The sequence below is a fragment of the Halalkalibacter sp. HAAS-P013 genome, assembly GCF_056619925.1.
Map to the genome: position 1 here is coordinate 21,363 of NZ_JBWQTU010000008.1, position 25,330 is coordinate 46,692.

A 25,330-nucleotide genomic window follows, 5' to 3' on the forward strand; every position below is an offset into this window, starting at 1 on the left:
CATTTAAAATTTAGCGTACCATACTAATATGATTAAAATGTTAGTTGAATAAGTTTTAGTAAAAGCAACCAATATGGAGGAGGAAAAGACAATGAGCAAAAATGATGGCATGAATTATGCGCCTAAAGGGAAAGTAAGTCGAGTTGTTGAAAAAGGCGAGTTTCGTTTTGCTGCGATTGGATTGGACCACGGTCATATTTATGGGATGTGTAATGGATTACTAGAAGCAGGAGGGGAGTTAGTAGCTGTCTATGACCCAGATGAAAAGAAAGCAAATGGGTTCAAAGAGAAGTATCCGGAAGTGATCATTGCTGCATCTGAGGACGAAATATTAAAAGATCCAACGATTCACTTAGTCGCTTCGGCCAATATTCCTGTTGATCGCTGTGCATTAGGGCTTAAAGTGCTAGATCATGGCAAACATTACTTTGCAGATAAACCTGCATTCACAACGAAGGAACAAGTAGAAAAGGCCAGGAAAAAAACGGCAGAAACGGGTTTGAAGTGGGGAATCTATTATAGTGAGCGATTGCATGTAGAAAGTGCGATATTTGCTGGTCAATTAATTGAAGAAGGGGCTATTGGCCGAGTCATACAAGTGATTGGTACAGGGCCACATCGTGCTAGAGCAAATGCTAGACCTGATTGGTTCTTTGATCCGCAATATTATGGAGGAATTTTATGCGATATCGGAAGTCACCAGATCGAGCAATTCCTACATTACTCAGGAGCAAACGATGCAAAAGTGTTACATAGCAAAGTAGCAAACTATCATTTTAAACAATATCCAAAGTTTGAAGATTATGGAGATGCTACGCTCGTTGCTGATAATGGAGCTACGTTTTATTTCAGGGTGGATTGGTTTACACCTGATGGTCTCGGTACATGGGGAGACGGGCGAGTGATTATTCTAGGAACTGAAGGGTATATTGAAGTTAGAAAATATATCGATATTGGTAGAGATTCTTCCGGAGATCATTTGTACCTCGTTAATCAAAAAGGAGAAAAGCATTTCGAATGCAACGGAAAAGTTGGCTGCCCATTTTTTGGAGAATTTATCTTGGATTGTTTAAATGGAACAGAACATGCGATGACACAGGAACATGCGTTTAAAGCAGCAGAACTATGTATCGAAGCACAGGAAAAAGCAATTCAAGTTGAAACAGCTGATACACCAGCTGCTGTGAAGTAAGTGCTAGATAAAGAGATTAGTAAACAAATATGTGGAGGGATTATTTTGGGAAAGAATATCTTCTTTAATGCTCATCATTCACCGATTGGAGCTTTTGCGAGTTTTACTTTTGGATTCAAAGGTGGGAAGGGAGGCTTAGGGTTGGAGCTTGATAGGCCTGCTGATGAAAACATTTACGTCGGTTTAGAGAGTAGAGAGAACAACCAATATGAGGCATTTCCTTTTTTCGGAGATGCTACAGAAGACCTTGCACGTTTTGCTGTTGGGAATGATGAAACAAAAGCAGATCACCAACTTATTAATTATTTCAACGATACCGATATTACAAGAGATCTGAAACTAGGAACGGACACGTGGAAAGCGGGGGATATGACATTTGAAGTGTATTCACCTGTAAAAAGTGTACCAGATCCATCAGTTGAAACGGAAGAAGCTTTAAAGGACGCTATTTTACCAGCAGTCTATGCGAAAATTACGATCGATAACACGGGGTGTAACAAGAATAGAACAGCTTTCTTTGGTTATCAAGGAAGTGACCGATACTCGGCTATGCGTAGGCTAGATGATACAAGTAATGGAGAATTTGTCGGTATTGGTCAAGGAAGACAAACGGCAATTGTATCAAATGATTATGGAGTTAAATCAGGTTTAGGATTTTCGATTGAAAAGGTGCTAACGGTTGAACATGAAATTAATTATGGGTTCGGGTTAGGGCTTGTAGGAGCTTTACTTATGGAGGTTCCTGCCAATGAGAAGAAAGAATTCACATTTGCGATTAGTTTTTATAAAGGTGGAATTGTTACAAGTGGGATCGATACACAATACACCTATACTCGTTTTTACTCTTCTATTGAAGAAGTTTCCAGTTATGCGCTTTCCAATTTAAAGAGGTTAACGGATGAATGCATCAAGTCTAATAACCTAGTTCAAAATGATAACCTTTCAGAGGATCAACAGTTCATGATGGCTCATTCGATCCGAAGCTATTATGGAAATACTCAGTTACTCGATGACATTGATGGAAAGCCAATATGGGTTGTCAATGAAGGTGAATATCGAATGATGAACACATTTGATTTAACTGTTGATCAACTGTTTTACGAATTAAAGATGAACCCTTGGGCTGTAAGGAATGAACTTGAATTATTTATCGACCGTTATAGTTATCAAGATGAGGTTCGGTTTCCTAATGATAACACCCTTCACGCTGGGGGATTAAGTTTTACCCATGATATGGGGGTTGCTAATGTATTTTCAAGGCCTGGTCACTCTGCTTATGAAGTTGCAGGAATTGACGGTTGTTTCTCTTACATGACACATGAAGAATTAATTAACTGGCTATGTTGTGTAACCGTTTATATTAGTCAAACCGAGGATCAAGATTTTATAACTAAGCATTTAGATACGTTGAAAGATGCCTTTTTAAGTATGCTGAACCGTGATCACCCTAATCCAGAATTGCGAAATGGCTTAATGGGATTAGATAGTTCGATGACTGAAGGTGGAGCAGAAATTACGACGTATGATAGTTTGGATGTTTCACTAGGGCAAGCAAGAAACAATATCTATATTGCTTCCAAGTGCTGGGGTGTCTATGTAGCTTTGGAAAAGTTATTTATGAAATTAGGAGAAAATGAACTATCTCAACTCGCGACTGAACAGTCAGAAAAGTGTGCAAAAACGATTGCGAATGAAATAACGGAGGGAGGCTATATTCCTGCGGTACTTTCTGAGGGAAACGACTCTAAGATTATACCAGCTATTGAAGGATTAATTTTCCCGTATTTTACTGATTGTAACGAATACCTTGAGGATGACGGGAAATTTGGGTATTTTATTAAAACGTTAAAAGAACACATTACGACTGTATTAAAGCCAGGTATTTGTTTGTTTGATGATGGTGGATGGAAGCTTTCTTCTACAAGTGACAATTCATGGCTAAGTAAAATCTATCTTTGTCAATTTGTTTATCGTGAAATATTAGGGTTCTCTTGGGAAGAAGAAGGAAAAGCTGCTGATCGTGCCCATGTTAATTGGCTCACACACAAAGAGCACTCCTACTGGAGCTGGAGTGATCAAATCATTAAAGGAGAAATTGCAGCTAGTCGCTATTACCCTCGAGGGGTCACTAGTATTTTATGGTTATTAGAAAAGTAGAAACAACAAAAAAGGTTGCTTTTAAATAGAAGTAATTTCATAGGAGAGGATAATATGATAAAAGTAGCGATTATAGGTACAGGAGCGATATCTCCATCTCATATTAAAGCATACCAAGAATTCTCAGATCGTTGTGAAATTGTTGCATTATGCGATATCTATCCAGAAAAAGCTGAAAAACAAGCAAATAATTTCAACTTAAATGTCAATATTTATGGAGATATCAAGGACATAGTGGAACGCACAGATATTGATTTAGTTTCTATTTGTACCCCGCCGTACACACATGCCGAAACAGCAATTGCTCTATTAAACTCTGGGAAAAATGTACTTGTTGAGAAGCCAATGGCCTCTTCTTTAGAAGAATGTGATGCCATGAATGAGGCAGCAAGAAGAAATCAAAAGGTATTATCAGTTGTCGCGCAAAATCGTTTTGGGACACCAATGATGAAGCTAAAGCACGTCCTTGAATCAAAGCTGATGGGACCGATCGTTCATAGTCAAATTGATTCCTTCTGGTGGAGAGGACATAGTTATTATGATTTATGGTGGAGAGGTACATGGGAGAAAGAAGGAGGAGGTTGTACGTTAAATCATGCTGTTCATCATATTGATATTTTTCAATGGATGAACGGAATGCCAAAGGAAGTAACAGCTGTATCCACTAATACATCTCATGATAATGCAGAAGTAGAGGACTTATCGATTGCCATTTGCCGCTATGCTAATGGGAGTTTAGCCCAAGTGACGAGTTCAGTTGTTCATCATGGAGAAGAACAACAATTGATTTTTCAGGGAAAGAATGCGCGAGTTTCTGTACCTTGGAAGCTAAAAGCCTCTACAGCACAAGAAAATGGTTTCCCTGTAGAAGATAAAGAACTAGAATTAAAGATTCAGCAAGTATATGAAGATCATCCAGCACTTCAGTATGAAGGGCACACAGGACAAATTCATGATGTACTCCTTGCTGTGGAAGGGAAAAAGGACGTTCTCGTTGATGGAGTCCAAGGTCGCCAAACACTAGAACTCATAACGGCCATTTATCAATCTTCTAGCTTTGGGGAGTCTGTGAAATTACCTTTAAAAGATGACAGTCCTTTTTATACAAGGGATGGCGTCCTGAAGCAAGCCATTCATTTTTATGAAAAGAAAAACAGTATAGAGAATTTCACAAACAATAAAATAACAACAGGTGGGAATTATTCAGCTGATCTATAATTTAAAACTTATATTTTATATGTAAGCTTTTTACGTTGCAGGGAGAGAGAAAATGTTAAATGTAAGTGATTATCAAAAAGCACAATTAAAAACAATGAGATATTTTAAACAAGCGAAAATTACATTGACTAGTGTAGAACAAAAAAAAATAGAGGTTGCGGATTTTGGATTAAATGACCTAGAACGACAAGGGCTAGAATTAATAACGTATATAAATAATGAGTATTATTGTGCAAAGGAGTTGGTACTTTTTCCACTACAAACTTGTCCTGAACACAAACATCCACCAGTTGATGATTATGCAGGAAAAACAGAGACATTTCGCTGCCGTTATGGGAAGGTATATTTGTACGTGGAAGGTGAGCCTACAAAGAACATAAAGGCAAAAATTCCAAGTCCTAGCAAAGATTATTACACGGTCTTTCATGAAATTGAATTACACCCTGGGGATCAATATACGATCTCTCCTAATACTCTTCACTGGTTTCAATCGAGCGAAGAGGGGGCGATTGTATCGGAGTTTTCCACTACAAGCAGGGATGAATACGACATCTTTACAGATCCACATATTACACGAGTTCCTGAAAAGATGTAGGTTGTTGTAAATACTCTAGACTACCATACAAGTACACTTGTATGGTAGTCTAGAGCTAAGGAGGTGTAGCAATGTGATTTTGGAACTGGATGAAAGAAATAAATTCGCTTCAACACGCGATTATGTTTATACCATTTTACGTGAAAACATTATCTCATTGAAACTTGAACCTGGGTTAAACATTTCAGAGAAAGAAATCTCAGATATGCTTCAAGTGAGTAGAACCCCTGTCAGAGAAGCATTTGTGAAGCTAGTACAGGATGAATTATTAGAAGTCTTCCCCCAAAGAGGGTCATTTGTTGCGCTAATCGATTTAAAACATGTTGAGGAAGCTCGTTTTATTCGTGAGCATTTAGAAAGAGCTGCCATAGAATTAGCGTGCAGCGTCTTCACACCAGAGTATTTGCAGAGACTAGAGTTTAATTTTTATATGCAAAAGCGATGTGTTGAAGTGAAGGATTATAAGAAGTTTTTTGAGCTTGATGAAGAGTTTCATGAAACCATATCTGAAGGTTGTGGAAAGAAAAGGATCTGGAATATCATCCTACAAATGAATGTTCACTTAAACCGAGTTAGAATGCTTAGTCTAACAGAAAAACATAATTGCGATACAATTTTACAACAACATGAGGATATGATTCATGCAATTCGAGAAAAGAATGCGAACAAAGCTAAAATGATCATAAAAGAGCATCTAACGTTAGTGAATGAAGATCAGGGAAAATTAAAAGACGTTTATCCTATGTATTTTAAATAGGTCAAATAGCCAGGTAGCTGGTTGTTTGCTACAACAATTGAAAGCGCTGTCTTTAAGGCGATAAAACTTGATAACTGAGGTGATTAAGTGAATTCATTTATGAATCAGGACTTTTTGTTAGAAACGGAAACGGCAAAGAGGTTATTTCATGACTATGCAAAAGATATGCCGATAATTGATTATCATTGCCACCTTTCAGCAAAAGAAATAGCAGAGAACAAAAGGTTTTTTACAATCACAGAAGTATGGCTTGGTGATGATCATTATAAATGGAGAGCATTGCGAGCAAATGGAGTTTCTGAAGAGTATGTGACAGGTGAAAAAAGTGTTAAAGATAAGTTTCTAAAATGGGCAGAGACGGTTCCAAACCTTATAGGAAACCCTCTTTATCACTGGACTCATCTCGAGCTGCAGCGTTGCTTTGGGATTAATGAAGTTCTGACCCCAGAAACGGCGGAGTTCATATGGGAAACATGTAATAAAGAATTGCAAACAGGTGATTTGACAGCAAAAGAGATCATTAATCAATTTAAAGTGAAGGCGTTATGTACAACTGATGATCCTGTAGACTCTCTTTTTTATCATAAGCAGCTAAAAGAAGATCCAACTTTTTCTGTCAAGGTTTTGCCTACGTTTCGTCCGGACGGAGCATTAAATATTGAAAAGAACTCTTTTAGCGATTGGGTAAAAGAGCTTGAGTTGGTTTCAAAGAGAAACATTGCTACCTATCAAGATTTTAAGAAGGCATTGGAAGATCGAGTGAATTATTTTCATGATGTTGGATGCCGTTTATCAGATCATGGATTAGATTCATCTTTCTATAGAACCTCTCATGAATCTGATATAGAAACGATTTTTAATAAAGCGCTAGCAAATGAAATAATCAATGAAGAAGAAGTGGTGCAATACAAATCAGCACTTATGGTCTATTTAGGGCAACTTTATGCTAAGAAGGGGTGGGCTATGCAGCTGCATATTGGTGGACTTAGAAATGTAAATACAAAAATGATAGAAAAAGTAGGACCTAACACGGGATTTGATTCCATTGCCGACTTTACGTATGCGCAAGATCTAGCTAAGTTGTTAGATAAGTTAGAAAAAAGTAATAGTTTGCCAAAGACCGTATTGTATTGTTTAAATCCTCGTGATAATTATATGGTGGCCACATTAGCTGGTAATTTTCAAAATGAAGTACCAGGAAAGATTCAATTTGGAACGGCTTGGTGGTTCAATGATCAGCGTGATGGCATGGAAGACCAAATTAAAACGTTAGCCAATGTTGGGGTATTGTCTAACTTTGTTGGGATGCTTACGGATTCTAGAAGTCTTCTTTCCTATACTAGACATGAATATTTTAGGAGAATACTTTGCAATGTAATCGGTAAGTGGGTTGAAAATGGAGAATATCCGGCTGATTTTAAACAATTAGGAAAGATAGTAAAAGACATTAGCTATTTAAATATAGAAAACTATCTAGGATTAGAACAAGTAGATAGGAAGGAGTTACAAAACGATGAAAATGACGTTTCGGTGGTTTGGGGAAGGAAATGACATAATCCCTTTAGAGCATGTAAAACAAATCCCAGGGGTAGAGGGAATAGTTTGGGCACTTCATGATATTCCAGCAGGAGAAGAATGGCCGTTAGATCGCATTATGGAAGTGAAAAGTTTAGCAAATCAACATGGCTTTAACATCGATGTCGTTGAGAGCGTTAATATACATGAGGATATTAAACTGGGATTACCGACAAGAGACCGCTATATTGATAACTATAAAAGAACAATTGAGAGGTTGGCTCAAGTTGGCGTGAAGGTCATTTGTTATAACTTTATGCCGGTATTTGATTGGACTCGAACTGACCTATTTAAAGAATTAGAAGATGGATCAACAGCCCTCTTTTTCGAGAATGCCAAGATTGAAGATCTTGATCCGATGGAATTAGTAAAAGAAATCGCCGGAAACTCAACACTTACAATGCCTGGTTGGGAACCTGAGAGACTCCAATCCTTATCTAGGCTTTTTGAACAATACAAAGATGTGTCAGAAGAGGATTTATGGGCGAACTTGCAATACTTTTTAGAAGAAATCATTCCTTTTGCCGAAGAAAATAATATTAAAATGGCCATTCATCCAGATGACCCTCCGTTTTCTGTTTTTGGTTTGCCAAGAATTATCATTAACAAAGAGAACATTCAACGCTTCTTAAATCTTGTTGATCGCCCTGCTAATGGATTGACTTTATGTAGTGGATCTTTAGGAGCAAACCCTACAAATGATGTAGCTGAAATGGTAAGAGAGTTTGCAGGCAGAATTCATTTTGCTCATATTCGAAACGTCAAAACATATGAGAATGGAGATTTCATAGAAACGTCACATCGTTCATCTGATGGTACCGTTGATATACTGGAAATTATGAAAGCCTATCATGAAATCGGATTTACAGGATATGCAAGACCGGATCATGGTCGTCATATTTGGGGAGAGAAGTGTAGACCTGGTTATGGGCTCTATGATCGTGGGCTAGGAATTATGTATTTATGGGGTATATGGGATTTGCTTGAACAAACAAAAAAGGAGGAAGCGTTATGTTACCAATCAATGAAAATTTGAAAGGAAAAGTAGCGGTTATTACTGGGGGAAGTGGTGTATTATGTGGAGCGATGGCCAAAGAACTTGGCAGGCAAGGTGTAAAGGTTGCGATATTAAATCGCCAGCTTGAAAAAGGAAAGCTAGTCGAACACGAAATACGTGAAAATGGTGGTACGGCTCTGGCTGTATCTTGTGACGTCCTAGATGTTGAAAGTGTGAAAGAAGCAGAAGCCCTCATTTCAGAACAGCTCGGTGAATGTGATATTTTAATAAATGGTGCTGGTGGGAATCATCCTGATGGTTCAACAACGAATGAAACGTTAAAACCAGAGGATCTCGATAATAAGGAACTAAATACATTTTTCGACTTAACGACAGAAGGCTTTCAATTTGTCTTCAATTTAAATTTAATTGGTACGATTATTCCAACTCAAGTATTTTCAAAGAAAATGATAAATAAAAAAGGAACAACCATTATTAATATGTCTTCGATGAGTGCTCCGTCTCCTATGACGAAGGTGCCAGCTTATAGTGCGGCAAAAGCAGGTATTGATAATTTCACACAATGGTTAGCGGTACATATGGCTGAAGTTGGGATTAGAGTCAATTCAATTGCACCTGGATTTTTCCTTACACAACAAAATAAAAGATTGTTGACGAATGAAGATGGCTCCTTAACAGAGCGCTCTCACAAAATATTAGCTCATACTCCGATGCAAAGATTCGGCACGCCCGAAGATTTACTTGGAACATTAATTTGGCTGTCAGATGAAAATATGTCAGGCTTCATTACAGGAATTACCGTTCCAGTTGATGGAGGATTTTTATCCTATGCAGGAGTGTAATACAACATCTAAGCGAGAGTATAGATGAAATACCAAAAAAAGCAGTGGTATCTAGGAAGTTGAAAAGGTTTTATTACCTTATTATGCTACTAGATTTCCACTGTTTTTTGATTTTTAGAATGTAACACTGGGAATAAAAACAAGTTATGTTATCGGCTGAAGTCGATCATTAATTTAGGCAAATACGAGAAGATATCAATACTATTACGTTATTCCTTTAAGCAAAGTTTGGGGGAATAGTATTAGGCTAGCGCCAGTTATCAAAATGATTTATTTATTGGAAAAGTATTGCAAAACCAGCCAATTTATATATAATTAAAACTGTATTATGTTAAATAGTACAGTTAGTTCAGTTAGTACAAATGTCGACAGCCTAGAAAGGGGGAAGCCATGTTTCAGTTAGATACTCGTAGCAGGAAGCCGATTTATGAACAGTTAGTTGAGAAATTGAAAGAGCTGATAATTCACGAAGTTTATCAACCTGATGAGCAGCTGCCATCTGTAAGAGTTCTCTCGCAACAATTAACGATTAATCCAAATACAATTCAAAAAGCATATCGGGAGCTAGAGCATCAAGGTTACATTTATTCGATTCCAGGTAAAGGGAAATTTGTAGCCCCTCAATCAGAAACAATAAATGAGGAAAAGGTGAAAAAAATGAAACAAGAACTGATTAAACTGTTATCGGAAGCCATGTATTTAGGAATGAAGAAAGAAGATATTTTATCTTTACTTGATATAGCAGAAAAATCGGTGAAAGGAGGAGAAGAACATGATTGAAGTGAAGAACATTAAAAAAGGATTTGATGATCTCGAAGCCGTTCAAGGTATCAATCTTCATATTAAAAAAGGATCTATCTACGGTCTGCTTGGTTCAAACGGTGCAGGGAAAACAACGTTATTAAAAATGATTGCCGGTATTTATAAGCAAGATTCAGGAGAAATTTTGATTAGTGGAGAGCCAATCTTTGAAAATGTTCAATGGAAACAAAGGATTATATTTCTTGCTGATTCGTTATTTTTCTTCCCGAACTCAACGATTAAACAAGCTGCACAGTTTTATAAAAGTATGTATGTTAATTGGAACGAGGAACGGTTTCAGAGTTTAAAAGATGTTTTCAACATTGATGTCAACAAAAAGGTACACCGTCTGTCAAAGGGAATGCAAAGACAAGTATCTTTTTGGCTTACGTTATCAACGATGCCAGACATCTTAATTTTAGACGAACCTTTTGATGGTCTTGATGCCGTAATGCGGCAAAAGGTGAAAAACTTGCTAGTTCAAGATGTTGCTGATCGCGAAATGACAATCTTAATTTCTTCTCATAACTTACGTGAAGTAGAAGATCTATGTGATCAGGTGGGGATCTTGCATCATGGTCAACTACGGATTGAAAAAGATTTGGATGATTTAAAATCGGATGTTCATAAGATTCAGGTTGCCTTCAAGCAAGAAGTACCAGCTGTTTTCTTACATGGATTTGATATTTTGTATAAGGAAGAACGTGGGAGTGTGCGTTTATATATTGTTAGAGGGAAGCAGGATAAGGTAACCTCTCATATCGATACGTTCCACCCTGTTCTATTTGATATTTTACCACTCACTCTAGAAGAGATTTTTATTTATGAAATGAGGGATGTCGGCTATGCTATCGAAAACATTCTCGTTTAATCGGGGGATCATGATTCAAGATTTAAGAAGTGTCGGATGGGTCGGAATTGCCTATTTCCTTTGCCTGCTTTTTGCTTTGCCATTACAAATTTTAATGGCTTATTCAAGAGATGGGCATTTTCATCATATTTTTGTAAGGGACTCGACAAGCTTATTCGCCATTTCAAACGCTTTTCAAGTGTTTTTGTTGTTCTTAATGCCTGTCTTGCTTTCTATTTTTATTTTTCGTTATATGCAAGTTAAGCTCTCTAGTGACTACATGCACAGTTTACCGATAAAAAGGGAAGCTCTTTATCATTTGCATGTCATCCTAGGTGTTTTTATTTTGCTTGTACCTGTTCTATTAACAGGCATTGTTCTATTAATTTTAGGAAGCGTTATGCCATTACAAGAACTATTATCTTTTCAAGCTATCTTAGAATGGGTGGCATGGACTTCATTTTTTAATATATTTGTCTTTATTGCAGGTGTGTTTGTTGCGATGCTAACAGGGATGTCTGTGTTGCAAGGTGCTCTTATCTATATAATGTTTCTATTTCCTGCTGGGATATCCATACTTGTTCTTATGAATCTCCAATTCTCATGGTATGGGTTGTCTGCGGATTACTATTTAAACCAAAATGTAGATAGGCTTGTCCCTTTTGTACGTGTGAATGAATTGACACATACATCACTAACAGCGCTAGAATTTGTTGGCTATCTCCTTTTTATCATCTTTTTCTACCTTTGTTCCTTGTGGATGTATAGAAAAAGGAATGTCGAAGCCGCTACTCAAGCGATCGCGTTTCGACCGTTACAACCTATTTTTAAATATGGTGTGACATTCTGTACGATGTTAGTCGGTGGATTATACTTTGGGGCTACTACAAACGATGCCCCAGGTTGGATTGTTTTTGGGTATGTAACGGCATCTGTCATTGGCTATTTTCTTGCCGTGATGATTTTAGAAAAAAGCTGGAGAGTCTTTACGAAATGGAAAGGCTATGCCATTTATGCTGTATCTGTTATCATCTTTGGTTTCTTCATTCAAATGGATGTAATCGGTTTTGAAAAAAATATCCCAAGTATTGATGAAGTACATCAAATCTATTTTGCAGACACTGTCCATTTTTTAGATGACAATGAAGAACGCTATTTTGATGGCTATGAGAGAGAAATTAGGCCTAACTATTTTTATCAAGATGAGATTAACATTAAAAACATTCTCTCTTTCCACGAACAACTTATTGCAGATAAGCCGTCTATTCGAGAGAATAATGAAGAGACCCGTCTGGTGGCATTTGGTTATGAGTTGAAAAATGGAGAGAGAATAGTAAGACAATATCGTATTCCTGCAGAACAATATGAAAGTTTATATAAACCAATTGTGGAATCACAAGAATACAAACAAAACCAAAACCCTGTTCTTGCTGTCGAAGACCTTTCCCAGTTAGATCGAATTGCACTAAACGTACCACAAGGCGGAAAAAGGCTAGTTCTTACTGACCCCGATGAAATGAATGAATTTCATCAACTCTTACAAACGGAAATCGAAGAGGAGTCGTATGAAGAAAGCCATGAATATCGCGCTCCATGGGCAGAAGTTGAATATTTATGGACAAATAACCAACGAATTCGCTCTCAATGGAAAAAGTCATATGTTCAAATTGAAGAGTGGCTCGAACAAAAGGGTCTGTTAGATCAAGCAAGAATGACGGCTGATGACATAGCCTATGCGATTGTTATTAAAAACGATGATCATAGCAGTGTTTACGAATATATTCACGAAAATAATCTAGATCATACCCTTGAAAGTCGTGATGACACGTTACGAATTAACGATGCAGAACAACTTGAAGAACTGCTGCGAACATCATCTTGGAGCAGTCAGGGAACCTACATTGTTGCCTTTTACTATCATCAGCATATGTATCCAGACTTCCAAACTTTCCCTGACGATGAAGTCCCAGACTTTATTAAAGAGCAATTTTAGTTAAGGAGGGATACCATGAAACTGATTAGTACGAATGGTCTAGAAGAGGATTTGGTAGTAGAATGCGATACCTTATTAACAGGAATATTCAACGGAAATCTTACTGTATTACCGGGAGCCAAACTTTGCTTAGATGGAAAATTAATAGGCGACCTATATCTAAAGAAGAATTCGATTGTCTCGATTCAACACACCATAGTAGGGAATGTGTATAATGAAGGAGCCAAAATTGAAATGGTTGGTTTGATTGAAGGGGAGTTGTTTGAGGTTTAATCGGTATAAACGTGTTCAAAACACAAAAGCACCTAATCACTAGGTGCTTTTGTGTTACTTCAACTGCATATCTGTAATGCAAGTCTCGTCTCCCTCAAACGTAGAAAGTTCCGACTCAGCTGTTCTATCGCCATGTGTAATCGTTACATGGTACGTTTTTTCTCGTGGCAGCCACAAATCAATAAATCCATTTGCTAGAGAGGTCATTGTTTCATCTACTAAAACATTTCCATCCATATCTTCAATGTATACATTAAATTCTTCGTTCACGATTTCTCCTTGACAACCTGTCAAGTTATGATTGTGTCAAGGGTGGGTTTCATTGACATATGGCGCAATTGATAAAAAGAATTCATCCTCAGGTAGGTCATAGCTTACTTTGGTCCCATCACTGTCAGTGACAATCAGTTCATGCGACGTGATCGAAGCGGACTGATTTGTAATGTTGCCTACGCTGTAATCGTGTACCAATTCCTTGATATTATCAACGTCATAATCTGTTGTTGCACTTTCACTGTTTCCCGTAAAAAAGTACACAGCAATGGCAACGAAAGCTAATCCAACAATAACAGAAATTTTCCGTTTCATTTGTGTTTCTCTCCCTGTTCTTTTTCTCTTTTTGTTGTTTACTTCTAAGGGTATTTTACCATGGATTTACGAGAGTGCTTGTGAAAGTAAGGGCAAAGCTATGAACATTGCCACCTCCATATAATAAATTGAATACTATCACACTATTTTTCACATCAATGCATAAGAAAAGCACCTGGAAGCCAAATGCTTTTCTTATTTAGTAATTTAAAAGTCGGATAGAGTGAAAATAACCCCTAACTCGTCATCTTATTAATCCGATCAACAGAAGCTGAAATAGCTCCATCACCGGTAACATTACAAGCTGTACCAAAGCTATCTTGTGCAAGGTATAGTGCAATCATAAGCGTGATCATCGTTTGGTCAAAGCCAAGCATCGTTTCTAGCAAACCTAAAGCAGCCATAACTGCACCACCTGGAACTCCTGGAGCAGCAACCATTGTAATACCTAGCATGAGGATAAATGGTAGAACAGAACCGATTGTAGGTGTGTCTCCCATCAGAAACATAATTGCCATAGAACAGCTGACGAGTGTAATCGTACTACCTGATAAATGAACGGTAGCAAGTAAAGGGACTGTGAAATCTGCTATTCTTTCACGTACCCCTATTTTCTTCGTTTCTCTTAATGTTACTGGTATCGTTGAGGCAGATGATTGTGTTCCCAGTGCCGTAAAGTAGGCAGGAAGCATACCTTTCATCATTGAGATAGGATTCTTTTTATTTAAGATTCCACTACCAGTATATTGTAATACCAACATAACTAAATGAAGAATAATAACTAAGATAAACACTTTCGCAAAAACAGACATGATTGTTTCTACTTGTCCAGCTTTTGACATATTCGCAAAAATGCCAAGGATGTGGACTGGCAATAATGGAATAATGACAGCAGTAATAACCTTTTCAATAATTCCACGGAACTCAACTAAAACATTTGTTAGTGTATCTCCTTTTACGAATGTCACCCCTAATCCTAACAAGAACGCTAGGAGTAATGCGGACATTACACCCATGATAGCAGGCATTTCAACTGTGAAAAATGAGGAGAGTAAGCCTTCCTCAGGATTTTCAAAACTTGCTAGAAAACCATCAACCTGCAAAATATTAGGGTAAATGGAAGAAGTAGCAAAAAAGGCTAATAAACCAGCTGTGATGGTAGAAAGGTATGCAATTCCAGCAGTGATCCCTAATAGTTTTCCTGCTCCCTTTCCTAATTGAGCTATTCCAGGTGCGATAAATCCTATAATAATTAGAGGAATGATAAAGCCTAAGAAATTCCCGAACAGTCCGTTAAACGTAGCGAGCACTCTTACGGTCCAATCAGGCGCTACTTTACCAATAATAATCCCAATAATGATTGCCAAAATAATACGAGGCAAAAGTCCAAAACGTTTCATACTTTTTCTCCTAATCTATAAAAATTTCATCATTATGAGATTATACAATAATTTATTAGAATAGTTAATATATTATTTTAGTTTTTAAAATTTAAATAAGTAAAATTAATTTGTTTAGAGTGAGCGGGATGTTTTTAAAGTAATAATGTCATAAGGTTAGGGAAGTATACGTAAAAAATTTTCCACCTTTGGAAAAAAGATCTTTTGTTTGAAAATTTGTTTGACAGGACGAAACCTTTGTTATAATATTCAGTTAAACGATTACGTGAATTTCAAACACCTAAAAGAAAGCGCTTCAAAGGAGAAGGTTTATGGCTAGAATTAAAGATGTAGCTAAAGCTGCTAATGTTTCAACCGCAACCGTATCTCATGTGATCAATGGAACAAGGTATGTTTCAGAATCTACAAAAGTGAAAGTTTATCAAGCAATGAAGCAATTAGATTATAAGCCGAATTTAGTCGCTAAAAGTTTACGAAGTCGAAAATCCATGATTATTGGTCTCATTGTCCCTATGGTGTATACGGACACTTCAAACTTCTTTTTTATGTCAATAGCTAATGGGATAGAAGCTATTGTGAAAAAGAAAGGTTATAATCTAATCTTGGGGAATTCTCATGAAGATCTAATAACGGAAATTGATCAGATTAAACTATTCAATACACAGTTAATTGATGGTTTAATAATAGCCCCGACAGCTTCTAAATATAGTGAGTATGAGGACGCTTTCGCTGGTGATTATCCTGTTGTTTTTATTGATCGTAAACCTGAGGGGTATAATGGTGATATTGTTATGTCTGATGGATACCTTGGTACTTTTGAAGCTGTAAGTACTCTGTTAGAAAAAGGTCACCAAAAAATTGGTTTTATTACTGGTCACTTAGGAATATCAACTAGTAACGACAGGTTAACAGGTTATATGAAAGCGCTTGAAGAGTACGGCATTCAAGTGGACCAATCGCTTATTAAAGAAGGAGCACCCGGTTTTAGTGAAGGGTATAAGCTAGCAGAAGAGTTAGTGAATGAAGAAGGGGTTACAGCGATATTTGTTTCTAACAATGTTATGACAATGGGGGCGCTTAAATTCCTCAACGAATCTAACATATTAATTCCAGGTGATATTGCTATTATAGGTTTTGATGATTATGATTGGATGAAAATTACTACACCTCCATTATCGGTGGTCGAGCAACCATCTTATGAGATGGGTGAAAAAGCAGTAAACATATTATTAAAAAGGATTGAAGAGGGAGAGAAAAAAGGAGAAGAAAATATTTTATTACCTACTAATTTTATCTCACGAGAATCGATATAAAAGGAGATTGTCTCCTTTTAAATAAAACGTAATCGATTACGTTTTATTTAAAAGGGGGTGATGTTTATTTTAGCCTGAATAAAAGAGTAATAAGATAGCGACTAGAATGAAGGGGAGCAATATCGACTTTGCCTAGTTTAAAACAAGTTCAATTAAGCCTAAAAACATAATTGATAGGAGTGTTTGCCATGTCAGTTTTAAATAAAACTTATAACAATACTCAATTTTATTCAGAGAAATATCGCCCGCAATTTCATTTTACACCCAAGAAAAATTGGATGAACGACCCAAATGGGATGGTGTATTACGACGGTGAATATCATTTGTTTTACCAATACCATCCTGGTGGACTTCAGTGGGGACCCATGCATTGGGGCCATGCAGTTAGTAAGGATATGATTACGTGGAAACATTTACCTATCGCACTTGAACCAGATGACTTGGGAACCATCTTTTCGGGAAGTGTTGTTGTAGGCTGGAATGATACTTCTGGGTTCTTTCATGGAAATGAAGGATTAGTGGCAATTTTTACTCATTGCAAAGAAGAAGTGCAATCCCAAAGTATTGCTTTTAGTAAGGATAAAGGTAGAACATGGGTGAAATATTATGGTAACCCTGTGATCCCCAATATAGGAATTAAGGATTTTAGAGATCCTAAGGTTTTTTGGCATTATGAAACAAATAAGTGGATTATGGTGCTTGCAGCAGGTCAAAAAGTTATGCTTTATGGATCAAATAATTTAATGGACTGGACTTATTTAAGTGAGTTTGGAAATGATGAGGGGGCACATGGCGGTGTTTGGGAATGTCCAGACTTATTTCAATTGTCCGTAGATGGCGAACCGGCCAACAATAAATGGGTTTTGCAAGTTGATTTAGGCGATGGAGCTATTGCAGGTGGTTCTGGCGGTCAGTACTTTATTGGTGAATTTGATGGGGTCACCTTTCATAATGAAAATAGTCCAAATGAAGTTAATTGGGTAGATTATGGGAAAGACTTTTACGCTGCTCAATCCTTTTCAGATATACCTAAAAAAGACGGAAGGAGAATTTGGATGGCATGGATGAGTAATTGGAAGTATGCTAATGAGCTGCCGACGAGTCCTTGGCGTAGTGCGATGTCCATTCCCCGTGAAGTTGAACTTAGAAAAATGGAGAACGGTTTGATAAAGCTTTTTCAAAAGCCGATAGCGGAATTGAAATCACTACGCCTAGATCAATATGTTATTAGAAATCAATATGTTAATGGAGACGCAAATGTTTTAGCGGGTCAAAAAGAAAATACATTTGAAATAGTAGTAGAAATAGAAAACCTAACTGCAGATGAGTTTGGATTTAAAGTAAGGCAATCTTCAAATAAAGAGGAGACAGCTATTGGTTATAACGTTTTGAATAATGTCTTATTTGTTGATCGTGAAAATGCTGGAGAACATGAATTTAGTAATCAGTTTAAGGGGAGACATTCATTCCAATTAAACAATAGTCAAGAAACTTTTAAATTGCACCTTTTCGTTGATAAATCCTCCGTAGAAGTATTTTTTAATGATGGTGAAGCAGTAATCACAGATTTAGTTTTTCCTGAAGATCAAAGTAAGGAAATGGAGTTTTATGTTGTGAATGGTGAAGTGAAAATTGTCACTTTAGAGTTATATACTCTAAAAAGTACATGGGAATAAAAACTTCATTATTACTGTTAGAAAAAGAGCTAAATAATAGAGAGAGTATTAATAAATCTGTAACAGTACTAGTTAATTTCAAAATTAAGATTTACTCTTAAATAATCCAATTGACTTTTTTCAGAATTTATTGTATTTTAAGATTATTAATCGTTACGTAATCGATTTTCTCTTTTGTATGCGGTTACATTTACTTGTGATTTAAATAAAGTGTAACTAATGACTGTAAATTTATAGGTTGGTTAATCGATTACGTATTAATTTTTTTATGATTAAAGATTAAATAAACCACTGCCCATGACAATAAGTAATTTATTATTAGGGAGGGAGTCAAGATGAAACCAGCGTTGAAAAGAGCAGAAATGTCACCTCAGATAGAACAGGTTCCAATAACTTCAGTAACGAAACCTGAACCGTCAAAACCAAGGAAAAACAAACGGTGGAAACAAATTAAACAGAATTGGGAGCTTTACTTATTCCTATTCCCTACATTACTTTACTTTATCATCTTCCATTACATACCAATGTATGGGGTACAGATTGCATTTCGAGATTACTCACCAGGATTAGGGATTACAGGGAGTCCGTGGGTAGGGTTTGACCATTTTATTCGCTTCTTTGATTCTTATCAGTTCTGGAATTTGATTTACAATACATTTTCACTTAGTGTGTTACAACTTCTTTTAACCTTTCCCTTACCAATTATTGTCGCTTTAATGTTAAACCAATTAGTTTTCAAACGTTATAAAAAGTTTGTTCAAACTGTCATCTATGCACCTCATTTTATATCAGTCGTTGTTTTAGTCGGTATGGTCTACGTATTTTTCTCAAACAATGGGATCGTTAACAATATATTATTGTTATTTGGGATGGATCCTATTAGATTTTTAGCTGAAGCTTCTTGGTTCAAACCCTTGTATGTTGGTTCAAGTGTTTGGCAGGAAACAGGATGGGCTGCTATTATTTATCTTGCTGCTTTAGCAGCAGTAAGTCCTGAACTTCATGAAGCTGCAGTTATGGATGGAGCGAATAAATTTCAACGAATTATACACGTTGATATACCAGCTATCCTTCCAATCGCGATGATATTACTAGTTTTATCAGTAGGTAATATCATGAATATAGGGTTTGAGAAAGCTTATCTATTGCAGACTCCACTCAATCAAAGTTCAGCAGAGATTATTCCAACATATGTGTATAAAGTTGGTCTACAACAAGCTCAATATAGTTTTGCAGCAGCGGTTGGCTTATTCAATGCCATTATTAATCTAGTGTTGTTATGGTATGTAAATAGAGTAGTAAAACGTCTATCAGGTAACGGTTTATGGTAGCAGGGGGTGGATGAAATGAATATAACAAAAATTAGACGTTCAAGAGAAGATAAGATTTTTGATGCTGTGAACATTACACTACTTACTTTAATGTTGCTTGCCATACTTTACCCATTGTATTTTATTGTAATTGCATCTATTAGTAATCCTGATCGAATATTTGCCGGTGATGTTTGGTTATATCCAGTTGAAATTACCTTTGAAGGTTATAGTAGAATCTTTTCAGATGGGAAAATATGGACTGGATACAAAAATACAATTATTTATACAGTCCTGGGAACCATCTTAAATGTAGCTCTTACATTAACTGCTGCTTATGCGTTATCGAGAAAGGATTTTTATGGTCGTAATTTCTTCATGATTATGTTTGTATTTACGATGTTTTTCTCAGGTGGACTAATCCCAACATACCTGGTTGTTCAAAATTTAGGAATGGTCAACACGATGTGGGCGATGATTATTCCAAAAGCTGTTGCGATTTGGAACATTATTGTGGCGAGAACATTCTTTCAAGCTACCATACCTGATGAAATGTTAGAGGCGGCTAAGGTTGACGGATGTTCGAACACAAAGTTTTTTACAAAGATTGTTTTACCACTATCAAAACCTATCATTGCAGTTATGGTACTCTTTTATGCTGTTGGTCATTGGAATTCATATTTTGATGCCTTGATTTATTTGAATAACGAAAGCTTATATCCGCTTCAACTAATCTTGCGTAATATCTTAATTCAAAATGAAGCAGCAGCTACAATGGTAAGTGATCTAGAGTCTGTAGCAGCTCAACAACGAATAGCAGACCTTATTAAATATGGAGTTATTATTGTTGGAAGCTTGCCACTATTAATCGTATATCCATTTATTCAAAAATACTTTGTTCAAGGCGTTATGATTGGCGGGATAAAAGGCTAATTCATGATCGTTTGTTGAAGGAAGAATGAACGTAGAAGGAGGCTAAGTAGAATGAAAGTTTTAGATTCGAAATTATATCGTATTGCTGAAGTAAGTGTAAATTTCTTTCTATTAAATTTGCTTTGGCTCCTCGCTTGTTTACCTGTTATTACATTCTTTCCTTCAACAATAGCAATGTTTGGAGTGATACGAGATTGGCACATGAAGAAAGAAGTAGGTGTCATAAAGCCGTTTTTTCAACACTTTGTTAAGAATTTCAAAGTTAGTGTAGGCTTAACGATCATTTGGACACCTTTGACAGTCATTTTATTTACTAATATCCAATTACTTCAGCCTACAGCTTCAATAGTTGGTTTAGTTATGACAGTAGTAATTGGATTCATTCTCTTGCTATTTGCTACTACATCGGCCTACCTTATTCCAGTTACGGTTCATTTTGAGTTACCAATGATTCAGCTAATCCAAAATTCATTTTTTATTGCGGTTAGTCAAATTAAATATACGATTCTAAGTTTGGCTCTATTATTTATTACAGGATACCTAATATATCAAATTCCAATTATGATGATTTTTATCACAAGCCTTGTTAGTTATCTCGTTTATGTATCTTGTTATGAAGCCTTTAAAAAAGTAGGAGCCGTTTATTAAAATGACTCTAACTTACAATGGCTTCTTCACAACTATAAAAGAAATGAGTTGCATTTACGTAATCGATTATATGCATAAGTCTTTATTAAAATAGCGTATGGATTGACTTGAAAAGCGGTTCCTTTGAGGAGGTGATGTCCATAGCTCTTTGACTTATGGTTTTTGAAACGAATAAAACGAATACAGGGGGAGTTTTTAATGGTTAAAAGATTAGGTGTTTGTATGTTAATCGTGACAATAATGCTTATGTTTATGGCTTGTTCTAATGAAGCAGGAAGCGATGAAGCAAAATCGAATGAAGAAGCGCAACTAACTAGTGAATTTAATACAGAAGGTCTACCAATTGTAGAAGAAAAAGTGACCTTAACTTTTGTTTCTCCTAAAGCCCCACTTGCACCAGACTATAATGAAATGGAAATTATTCAAACTTTAGAAGAAATGACAAACGTTCATATTAATTGGAACAATATTCCTGGTGAAGGCTATGAAGAAAGAAAGAATCTCATGTTAGCTAGTAATGATCTTCCGGATGCTTTCTATAACGCACAATTCACAGATCATGAACTTGTTAAGTACGGTCAAGCGGGTTCTATTATTCCATTGGAAGATTTAATTGAAGAATACGCTCCTAATTTGAAAAAGATATTCGAACAAAGACCTGAGTTAAAGAGCATGGTTACTGCACCGGACGGACATATCTACTCGTTGCCAAGAGCAGAAGAGATGGGCTTAAGCGCAGTTCCAAACTTCACATCGATTAATAAAACGTGGTTGGATAATTTAGGACTTGATATGCCAACTACGCTTGATGAGTATGGTGATGTATTAAGAGCTTTTAGAGACCAAGATCCTAACGGAACAGGCAAAGATGATGTCATTCCATTAAGTTATATGCATAACTTTTGGACTGGAAACTTTGGTGATATGTTTGCTGCATTTGGAATTCCAGACAACGTCGATCACCGAATTGTTCGTGATGGGGAAGTGATTTTTACAGTTGTTCAACCTGAGTATAAAGAAGCAATCGAATATTTTCATGGTTGGGTTGAAGAAGGATTAATAGATCCAGAATCTTTCACTCAAGATGTGAGTCAATATTTTGCAAAAGGGAAGACAAATCCAGAAACTCTAGGATCGTATATATGGTGGGAGTCAGAAGAAATTGTCGGACCAGAACGTGCTGATGATTATGTACTTTTGCCACCATTAGAGGGACCAAATGGACATAAGATGGTTGGCCGTTCCAACTATTCAGAGTACGGAAGAGCCGAATTTGTCATTACATCAGCGAACAAGCATCCAGAGATTACGATGCGTTGGGTAGATCAGTTATATGAGCCAAAGATGTCTGCCCAAATTAGTTGGGGGCCAATTGGTACTATTTATGAAGAAGATGAAAATGGCATGTTAGTGAACATGGAGTTAGAAGAAGGCGTATCTATGGGAGAACTTCGTCAAAGAGTCGCTCCGAATGGTCCAGTTGTTGTGTTAGCTGAACACTTTGGAACAGTTGTTGATATGGAACCTCGTGCGAAACAACGTTTACGAGATATTGAAGAGGTATATGCTCCATATCTAGTAGAAGAAAATTACCCTCAAATTTTCTTTACGGCAGAAGAACTTGACCGAATTAATCGTCTTGAAGTAGAGATTATGGACTTTGTCAATCAGAAACAAGCTGTTTGGTTACTAAATGGTGGAGTTGAAAAAGAATGGGACCAATATCTTGATCAGCTAGAAAAGATGGGACTAAGTGAATTAATGGAAATCTATCAAGAAGGCTTAGATCGATTTAATTCAAACTTGTAAGGAATAATAGTAAAAAAGCCGGAGCCTAAACTTCCGGCTTTTTATGCCTATAGGATATGAGAATTGGAGGGTAAACTAGTGAGAGTGAGAGATTATGCTATAAGCAAAGACCTGATCGCACAGTGGTCATTTGAGGAGACAGATGGAAAAACGACATATGAGAAAGTAAAAAAAAGAGATGACTCCATACACTATGTTTTTCATGATGCGGCTTTTCAACCAAATAGAACTATCAAACGGAGAAAAGGGATACAAGGGAACGCGTTATGGTTCGACGGATACTCAACGTTTATTCAAAGAGAAAAAGAAACCTTTTTGCCACCTACAAAGGGAATGACGCTATCTTTGTGGGTTGCTCCTTATTCTTTCGGGGGAATTGAAGGTGAAACAGCATTAATAAATCAGCATGATCGCAGGCGTGAGATAGGTTTTATTTTTGGAATCCATAAAGCTGGTACACTATCTTTTCAACTTGGATTAACTAGTGGTTGGGTTGAATTGTTTACAGAAGGAATTCAGATTACTAAAAGCGAGTGGTCGCATGTTGTTGCAACATTTGATTCAAGTGAAGGAATAATAGCAATTTACGTAAATGGAAAATTAGCATCGAAACAGCAAATAGAAAAAGATGCACAATTCCTCCCTGCAGATGTTGACTTGCTGATTGGAAAGAACAATCATTCAAAGATGATTGAGAGAACATTTTCACTTGGTATGTTTAGTGGACTTATGGATGAGGTTTGTATCTATAAGAGGGCATTAACATCAGAGGAAATAAGGGAAGAGTTCCGCTCCTATTTAACTGTCAATGGAGGTGAAATTCCTTCGTTAAAACATGAGGATATTGCTATTCATCGTGAGGACTTTTCAAATGATAAACACCGACCACAGTATCATCTGACCGCACCTGGTCATTGGATGAATGAGCCTCATGCCCCGTTATATTATAAAGGGAAATATCATCTGTTCTATCAGCATAACCCTCAAGGACCTTACTGGGGAAATATTCACTGGGGGCATTGGGTGAGTGAGGATTTAATTCATTGGAAGGATATGCCTATTTCTCTCTCTCCTGAAAAAAATCAGGTCGATCCAGACGGAACATGGTCAGGTTGTGCACATTTTGATGAAGAAGGAGTACCTGTTTTATTTTTTACTGCTGGAAACAATCATTATCTTCCGAACCAAATGATAGGGCTGGCAAGAAGCACGGTCAATAGTGATGGTGACTTAGAACTCAAACAATGGGAAAAGCACCTTGAGCCGATCCTGTTTCAACCTAAAGACTGTAACTTAGATGATGATGGATTTCGTGACCCGTTTGTTTGGAAAGAAGGCAAGGTGTGGTATCAGCTAGTTGGTTCGGGAATTAACGGGCAAGGTGGAACAGCCTTGTTATTTGAGTCAGAGAATTTAATCGATTGGTCATACAGAGGTCCACTTTATATAAGTGATAACAGAAAATATCCTTATTTAGGAAGAGTTTGGGAGTTGCCAATTCTGCTTCCTCTAGGAAAGGATAGTAAAGGGAATGACAAACATATTTTTATCGTTAGTCCGATTGGTGATGAAGCCGATGTTGAGATTTTCTATTGGATAGGAAAATGGGATTGCGAGAACGGAGTCTTTAACCCAGATGTAGAAGAGCCAGAGCTCATAGATTTAGGCGATTTTCACTTTACGGGCCCAAGTGCAATGATTGACCCGAAAACAGGGCGGCTCATTTTATTTACCATAGCTCAAGGAGAGAGACCGATCGAGTATGAATATGCTTCTGGTTGGGCTCATAATGGCGGATTACCTGTTGAACTATTTTTGGGGAAAGATGATCGTTTGAAATGTAAGCCGATTGATGAAGTAAAGACTCTTCGTAAGAAAACACTTTTGGATGTAGAGAAGGTGACAATGGCTGAAGTCAATCAATCGTTAATGGAAATTTCAGGAGATATGCTTGAGATCGAAGTGGCCTTTCAACAAAGAGAGCAAGGATGCATCGGAATGTATATTAGGCAATCACAGGATCGCGATGAGGAAACATTACTTTATTATGATCATTCTACAAGTGAATTTTTCGTTGATAGGTCAAAGACAACGCTCGATTCAAAAGAAAAGACGAAAGGGATTCAAGGGGGAGAATTAGACCTTAGTAGAGCCGAACCTTTGAAAATACGGGTTTTCTTAGATAAGTCGATGGTAGAAACCTATATTAACGACATGAAAAGTTTAACGACTCGAGTGTATCCAACGAGAGAAGATTCGAAAGGGATATCTCTATTTGGAAACGATGAGGTAATTGTGGAATCTATTAGAGTGTGGGAATTGAGAGGAATACATTGAGGAGTACAGTCCAAAAGCAATGAGGCAACCATGCGTCTATATGCT

Annotated in this window: 21 protein-coding genes; 19 read left to right on the forward strand and 2 right to left on the reverse strand. The window is 36.8% G+C overall.

The features are described from left to right. Positions 1 to 91: 91 nt before the first annotated feature. From AC1FXP_RS11925 to AC1FXP_RS11980, 12 genes are all read left to right on the forward strand, one after another. Entirely contained in the window at positions 92 to 1,192 is a 1,101-nt protein-coding gene (locus AC1FXP_RS11925; RefSeq protein ID WP_480061609.1) for a Gfo/Idh/MocA family protein, read from the forward strand. A gap of 45 nt (positions 1,193 to 1,237) precedes the next feature. Next, positions 1,238 to 3,349, forward strand: coding sequence for a glycoside hydrolase family 52 protein (locus AC1FXP_RS11930; protein ID WP_480061611.1), 2,112 nt, complete (start codon positions 1,238 to 1,240; stop codon positions 3,347 to 3,349). 54 nt (positions 3,350 to 3,403) lie between these two features. Then, a complete protein-coding gene (locus tag AC1FXP_RS11935) occupies positions 3,404 to 4,567 on the forward strand; it encodes a Gfo/Idh/MocA family protein (RefSeq protein ID WP_480061613.1) in 1,164 nt (387 codons plus the stop codon). A 52-nt stretch (positions 4,568 to 4,619) separates the two neighbouring features. Further along, positions 4,620 to 5,162 carry a D-lyxose/D-mannose family sugar isomerase gene (locus AC1FXP_RS11940; RefSeq protein WP_480061615.1) on the forward strand — a complete coding sequence of 181 codons (543 nt, stop codon included), beginning with the start codon at positions 4,620 to 4,622 and terminating at the stop codon, positions 5,160 to 5,162. A gap of 73 nt (positions 5,163 to 5,235) precedes the next feature. Then, entirely contained in the window at positions 5,236 to 5,919 is a 684-nt protein-coding gene (locus AC1FXP_RS11945) for a GntR family transcriptional regulator (protein ID WP_480061617.1), read from the forward strand. An 87-nt stretch (positions 5,920 to 6,006) separates the two neighbouring features. Beyond that, positions 6,007 to 7,470 (forward strand): glucuronate isomerase, encoded by a 1,464-nt coding sequence (uxaC, locus tag AC1FXP_RS11950; RefSeq protein WP_480061619.1) that lies wholly within the window; start codon positions 6,007 to 6,009, stop codon positions 7,468 to 7,470. Beyond that, a complete protein-coding gene (gene uxuA, locus AC1FXP_RS11955; RefSeq protein ID WP_480061621.1) occupies positions 7,433 to 8,530 on the forward strand; it encodes a mannonate dehydratase in 1,098 nt (365 codons plus the stop codon). The genes uxaC and uxuA overlap by 38 nt, the downstream gene beginning before the upstream one ends. Further along, on the forward strand, positions 8,506 to 9,354 hold the full coding sequence (locus tag AC1FXP_RS11960; RefSeq protein WP_480061623.1) for an SDR family oxidoreductase: 849 nt from the start codon (positions 8,506 to 8,508) through the stop codon (positions 9,352 to 9,354). The genes uxuA and AC1FXP_RS11960 overlap by 25 nt, the downstream gene beginning before the upstream one ends. A 390-nt stretch (positions 9,355 to 9,744) precedes the next feature. Then, the gene (locus AC1FXP_RS11965) at positions 9,745 to 10,134 is read left to right on the forward strand and encodes a GntR family transcriptional regulator (protein ID WP_480061625.1); all 390 of its coding nucleotides are present in this window, start codon (positions 9,745 to 9,747) and stop codon (positions 10,132 to 10,134) included. Next, entirely contained in the window at positions 10,127 to 11,026 is a 900-nt protein-coding gene (locus AC1FXP_RS11970; protein ID WP_480061627.1) for an ABC transporter ATP-binding protein, read from the forward strand. The genes AC1FXP_RS11965 and AC1FXP_RS11970 overlap by 8 nt, the downstream gene beginning before the upstream one ends. Next, complete coding sequence (locus AC1FXP_RS11975) at positions 11,001 to 12,998, forward strand: DUF6449 domain-containing protein (RefSeq protein ID WP_480061629.1); 1,998 nt, start codon at positions 11,001 to 11,003, stop codon at positions 12,996 to 12,998. Before AC1FXP_RS11970 ends, AC1FXP_RS11975 begins: the two co-directional genes overlap by 26 nt. Positions 12,999 to 13,013: 15 nt before the next feature. After that, the gene (locus tag AC1FXP_RS11980; RefSeq protein WP_480061631.1) at positions 13,014 to 13,271 is read left to right on the forward strand and encodes a hypothetical protein; all 258 of its coding nucleotides are present in this window, start codon (positions 13,014 to 13,016) and stop codon (positions 13,269 to 13,271) included. Between the two features lie 54 nt (positions 13,272 to 13,325). Here AC1FXP_RS11980 and AC1FXP_RS11985 read toward each other — a convergent pair whose 3' ends face one another. Then, complete coding sequence (locus AC1FXP_RS11985) at positions 13,326 to 13,859, reverse strand: CueP family metal-binding protein (RefSeq protein ID WP_480061633.1); 534 nt, start codon at positions 13,857 to 13,859, stop codon at positions 13,326 to 13,328. Positions 13,860 to 14,095: 236 nt separating this feature from the next. After that, positions 14,096 to 15,259 (reverse strand): dicarboxylate/amino acid:cation symporter, encoded by a 1,164-nt coding sequence (locus AC1FXP_RS11990; protein WP_480061635.1) that lies wholly within the window; start codon positions 15,257 to 15,259, stop codon positions 14,096 to 14,098. 311 nt (positions 15,260 to 15,570) lie between these two features. Here AC1FXP_RS11990 and AC1FXP_RS11995 point away from each other — a divergent pair, with 311 nt between their 5' ends. The 7 genes from AC1FXP_RS11995 (at position 15,571) to AC1FXP_RS12025 (ending at position 25,285) form a co-directional block, all read left to right on the forward strand. Then, positions 15,571 to 16,572 (forward strand): LacI family DNA-binding transcriptional regulator, encoded by a 1,002-nt coding sequence (locus tag AC1FXP_RS11995; protein WP_480061637.1) that lies wholly within the window; start codon positions 15,571 to 15,573, stop codon positions 16,570 to 16,572. A 188-nt stretch (positions 16,573 to 16,760) separates the two neighbouring features. Next, on the forward strand, positions 16,761 to 18,248 hold the full coding sequence (locus tag AC1FXP_RS12000) for a glycoside hydrolase family 32 protein (RefSeq protein WP_480061639.1): 1,488 nt from the start codon (positions 16,761 to 16,763) through the stop codon (positions 18,246 to 18,248). 335 nt (positions 18,249 to 18,583) lie between these two features. Then, a complete protein-coding gene (locus AC1FXP_RS12005; RefSeq protein WP_480061641.1) occupies positions 18,584 to 19,579 on the forward strand; it encodes an ABC transporter permease in 996 nt (331 codons plus the stop codon). Between the two features lie 15 nt (positions 19,580 to 19,594). Continuing rightward, a complete protein-coding gene (locus AC1FXP_RS12010) occupies positions 19,595 to 20,491 on the forward strand; it encodes a carbohydrate ABC transporter permease (protein WP_480061643.1) in 897 nt (298 codons plus the stop codon). Between the two features lie 51 nt (positions 20,492 to 20,542). Further along, positions 20,543 to 21,139 (forward strand): YesL family protein, encoded by a 597-nt coding sequence (locus AC1FXP_RS12015; RefSeq protein WP_480061645.1) that lies wholly within the window; start codon positions 20,543 to 20,545, stop codon positions 21,137 to 21,139. Positions 21,140 to 21,337: 198 nt separating this feature from the next. Next, positions 21,338 to 22,948, forward strand: coding sequence for an ABC transporter substrate-binding protein (locus tag AC1FXP_RS12020; protein WP_480061647.1), 1,611 nt, complete (start codon positions 21,338 to 21,340; stop codon positions 22,946 to 22,948). Between the two features lie 78 nt (positions 22,949 to 23,026). After that, positions 23,027 to 25,285, forward strand: a complete 2,259-nt coding sequence (locus AC1FXP_RS12025) for a GH32 C-terminal domain-containing protein (protein WP_480061649.1) — start codon at positions 23,027 to 23,029, stop codon at positions 25,283 to 25,285. Positions 25,286 to 25,330 lie beyond the last annotated feature (45 nt).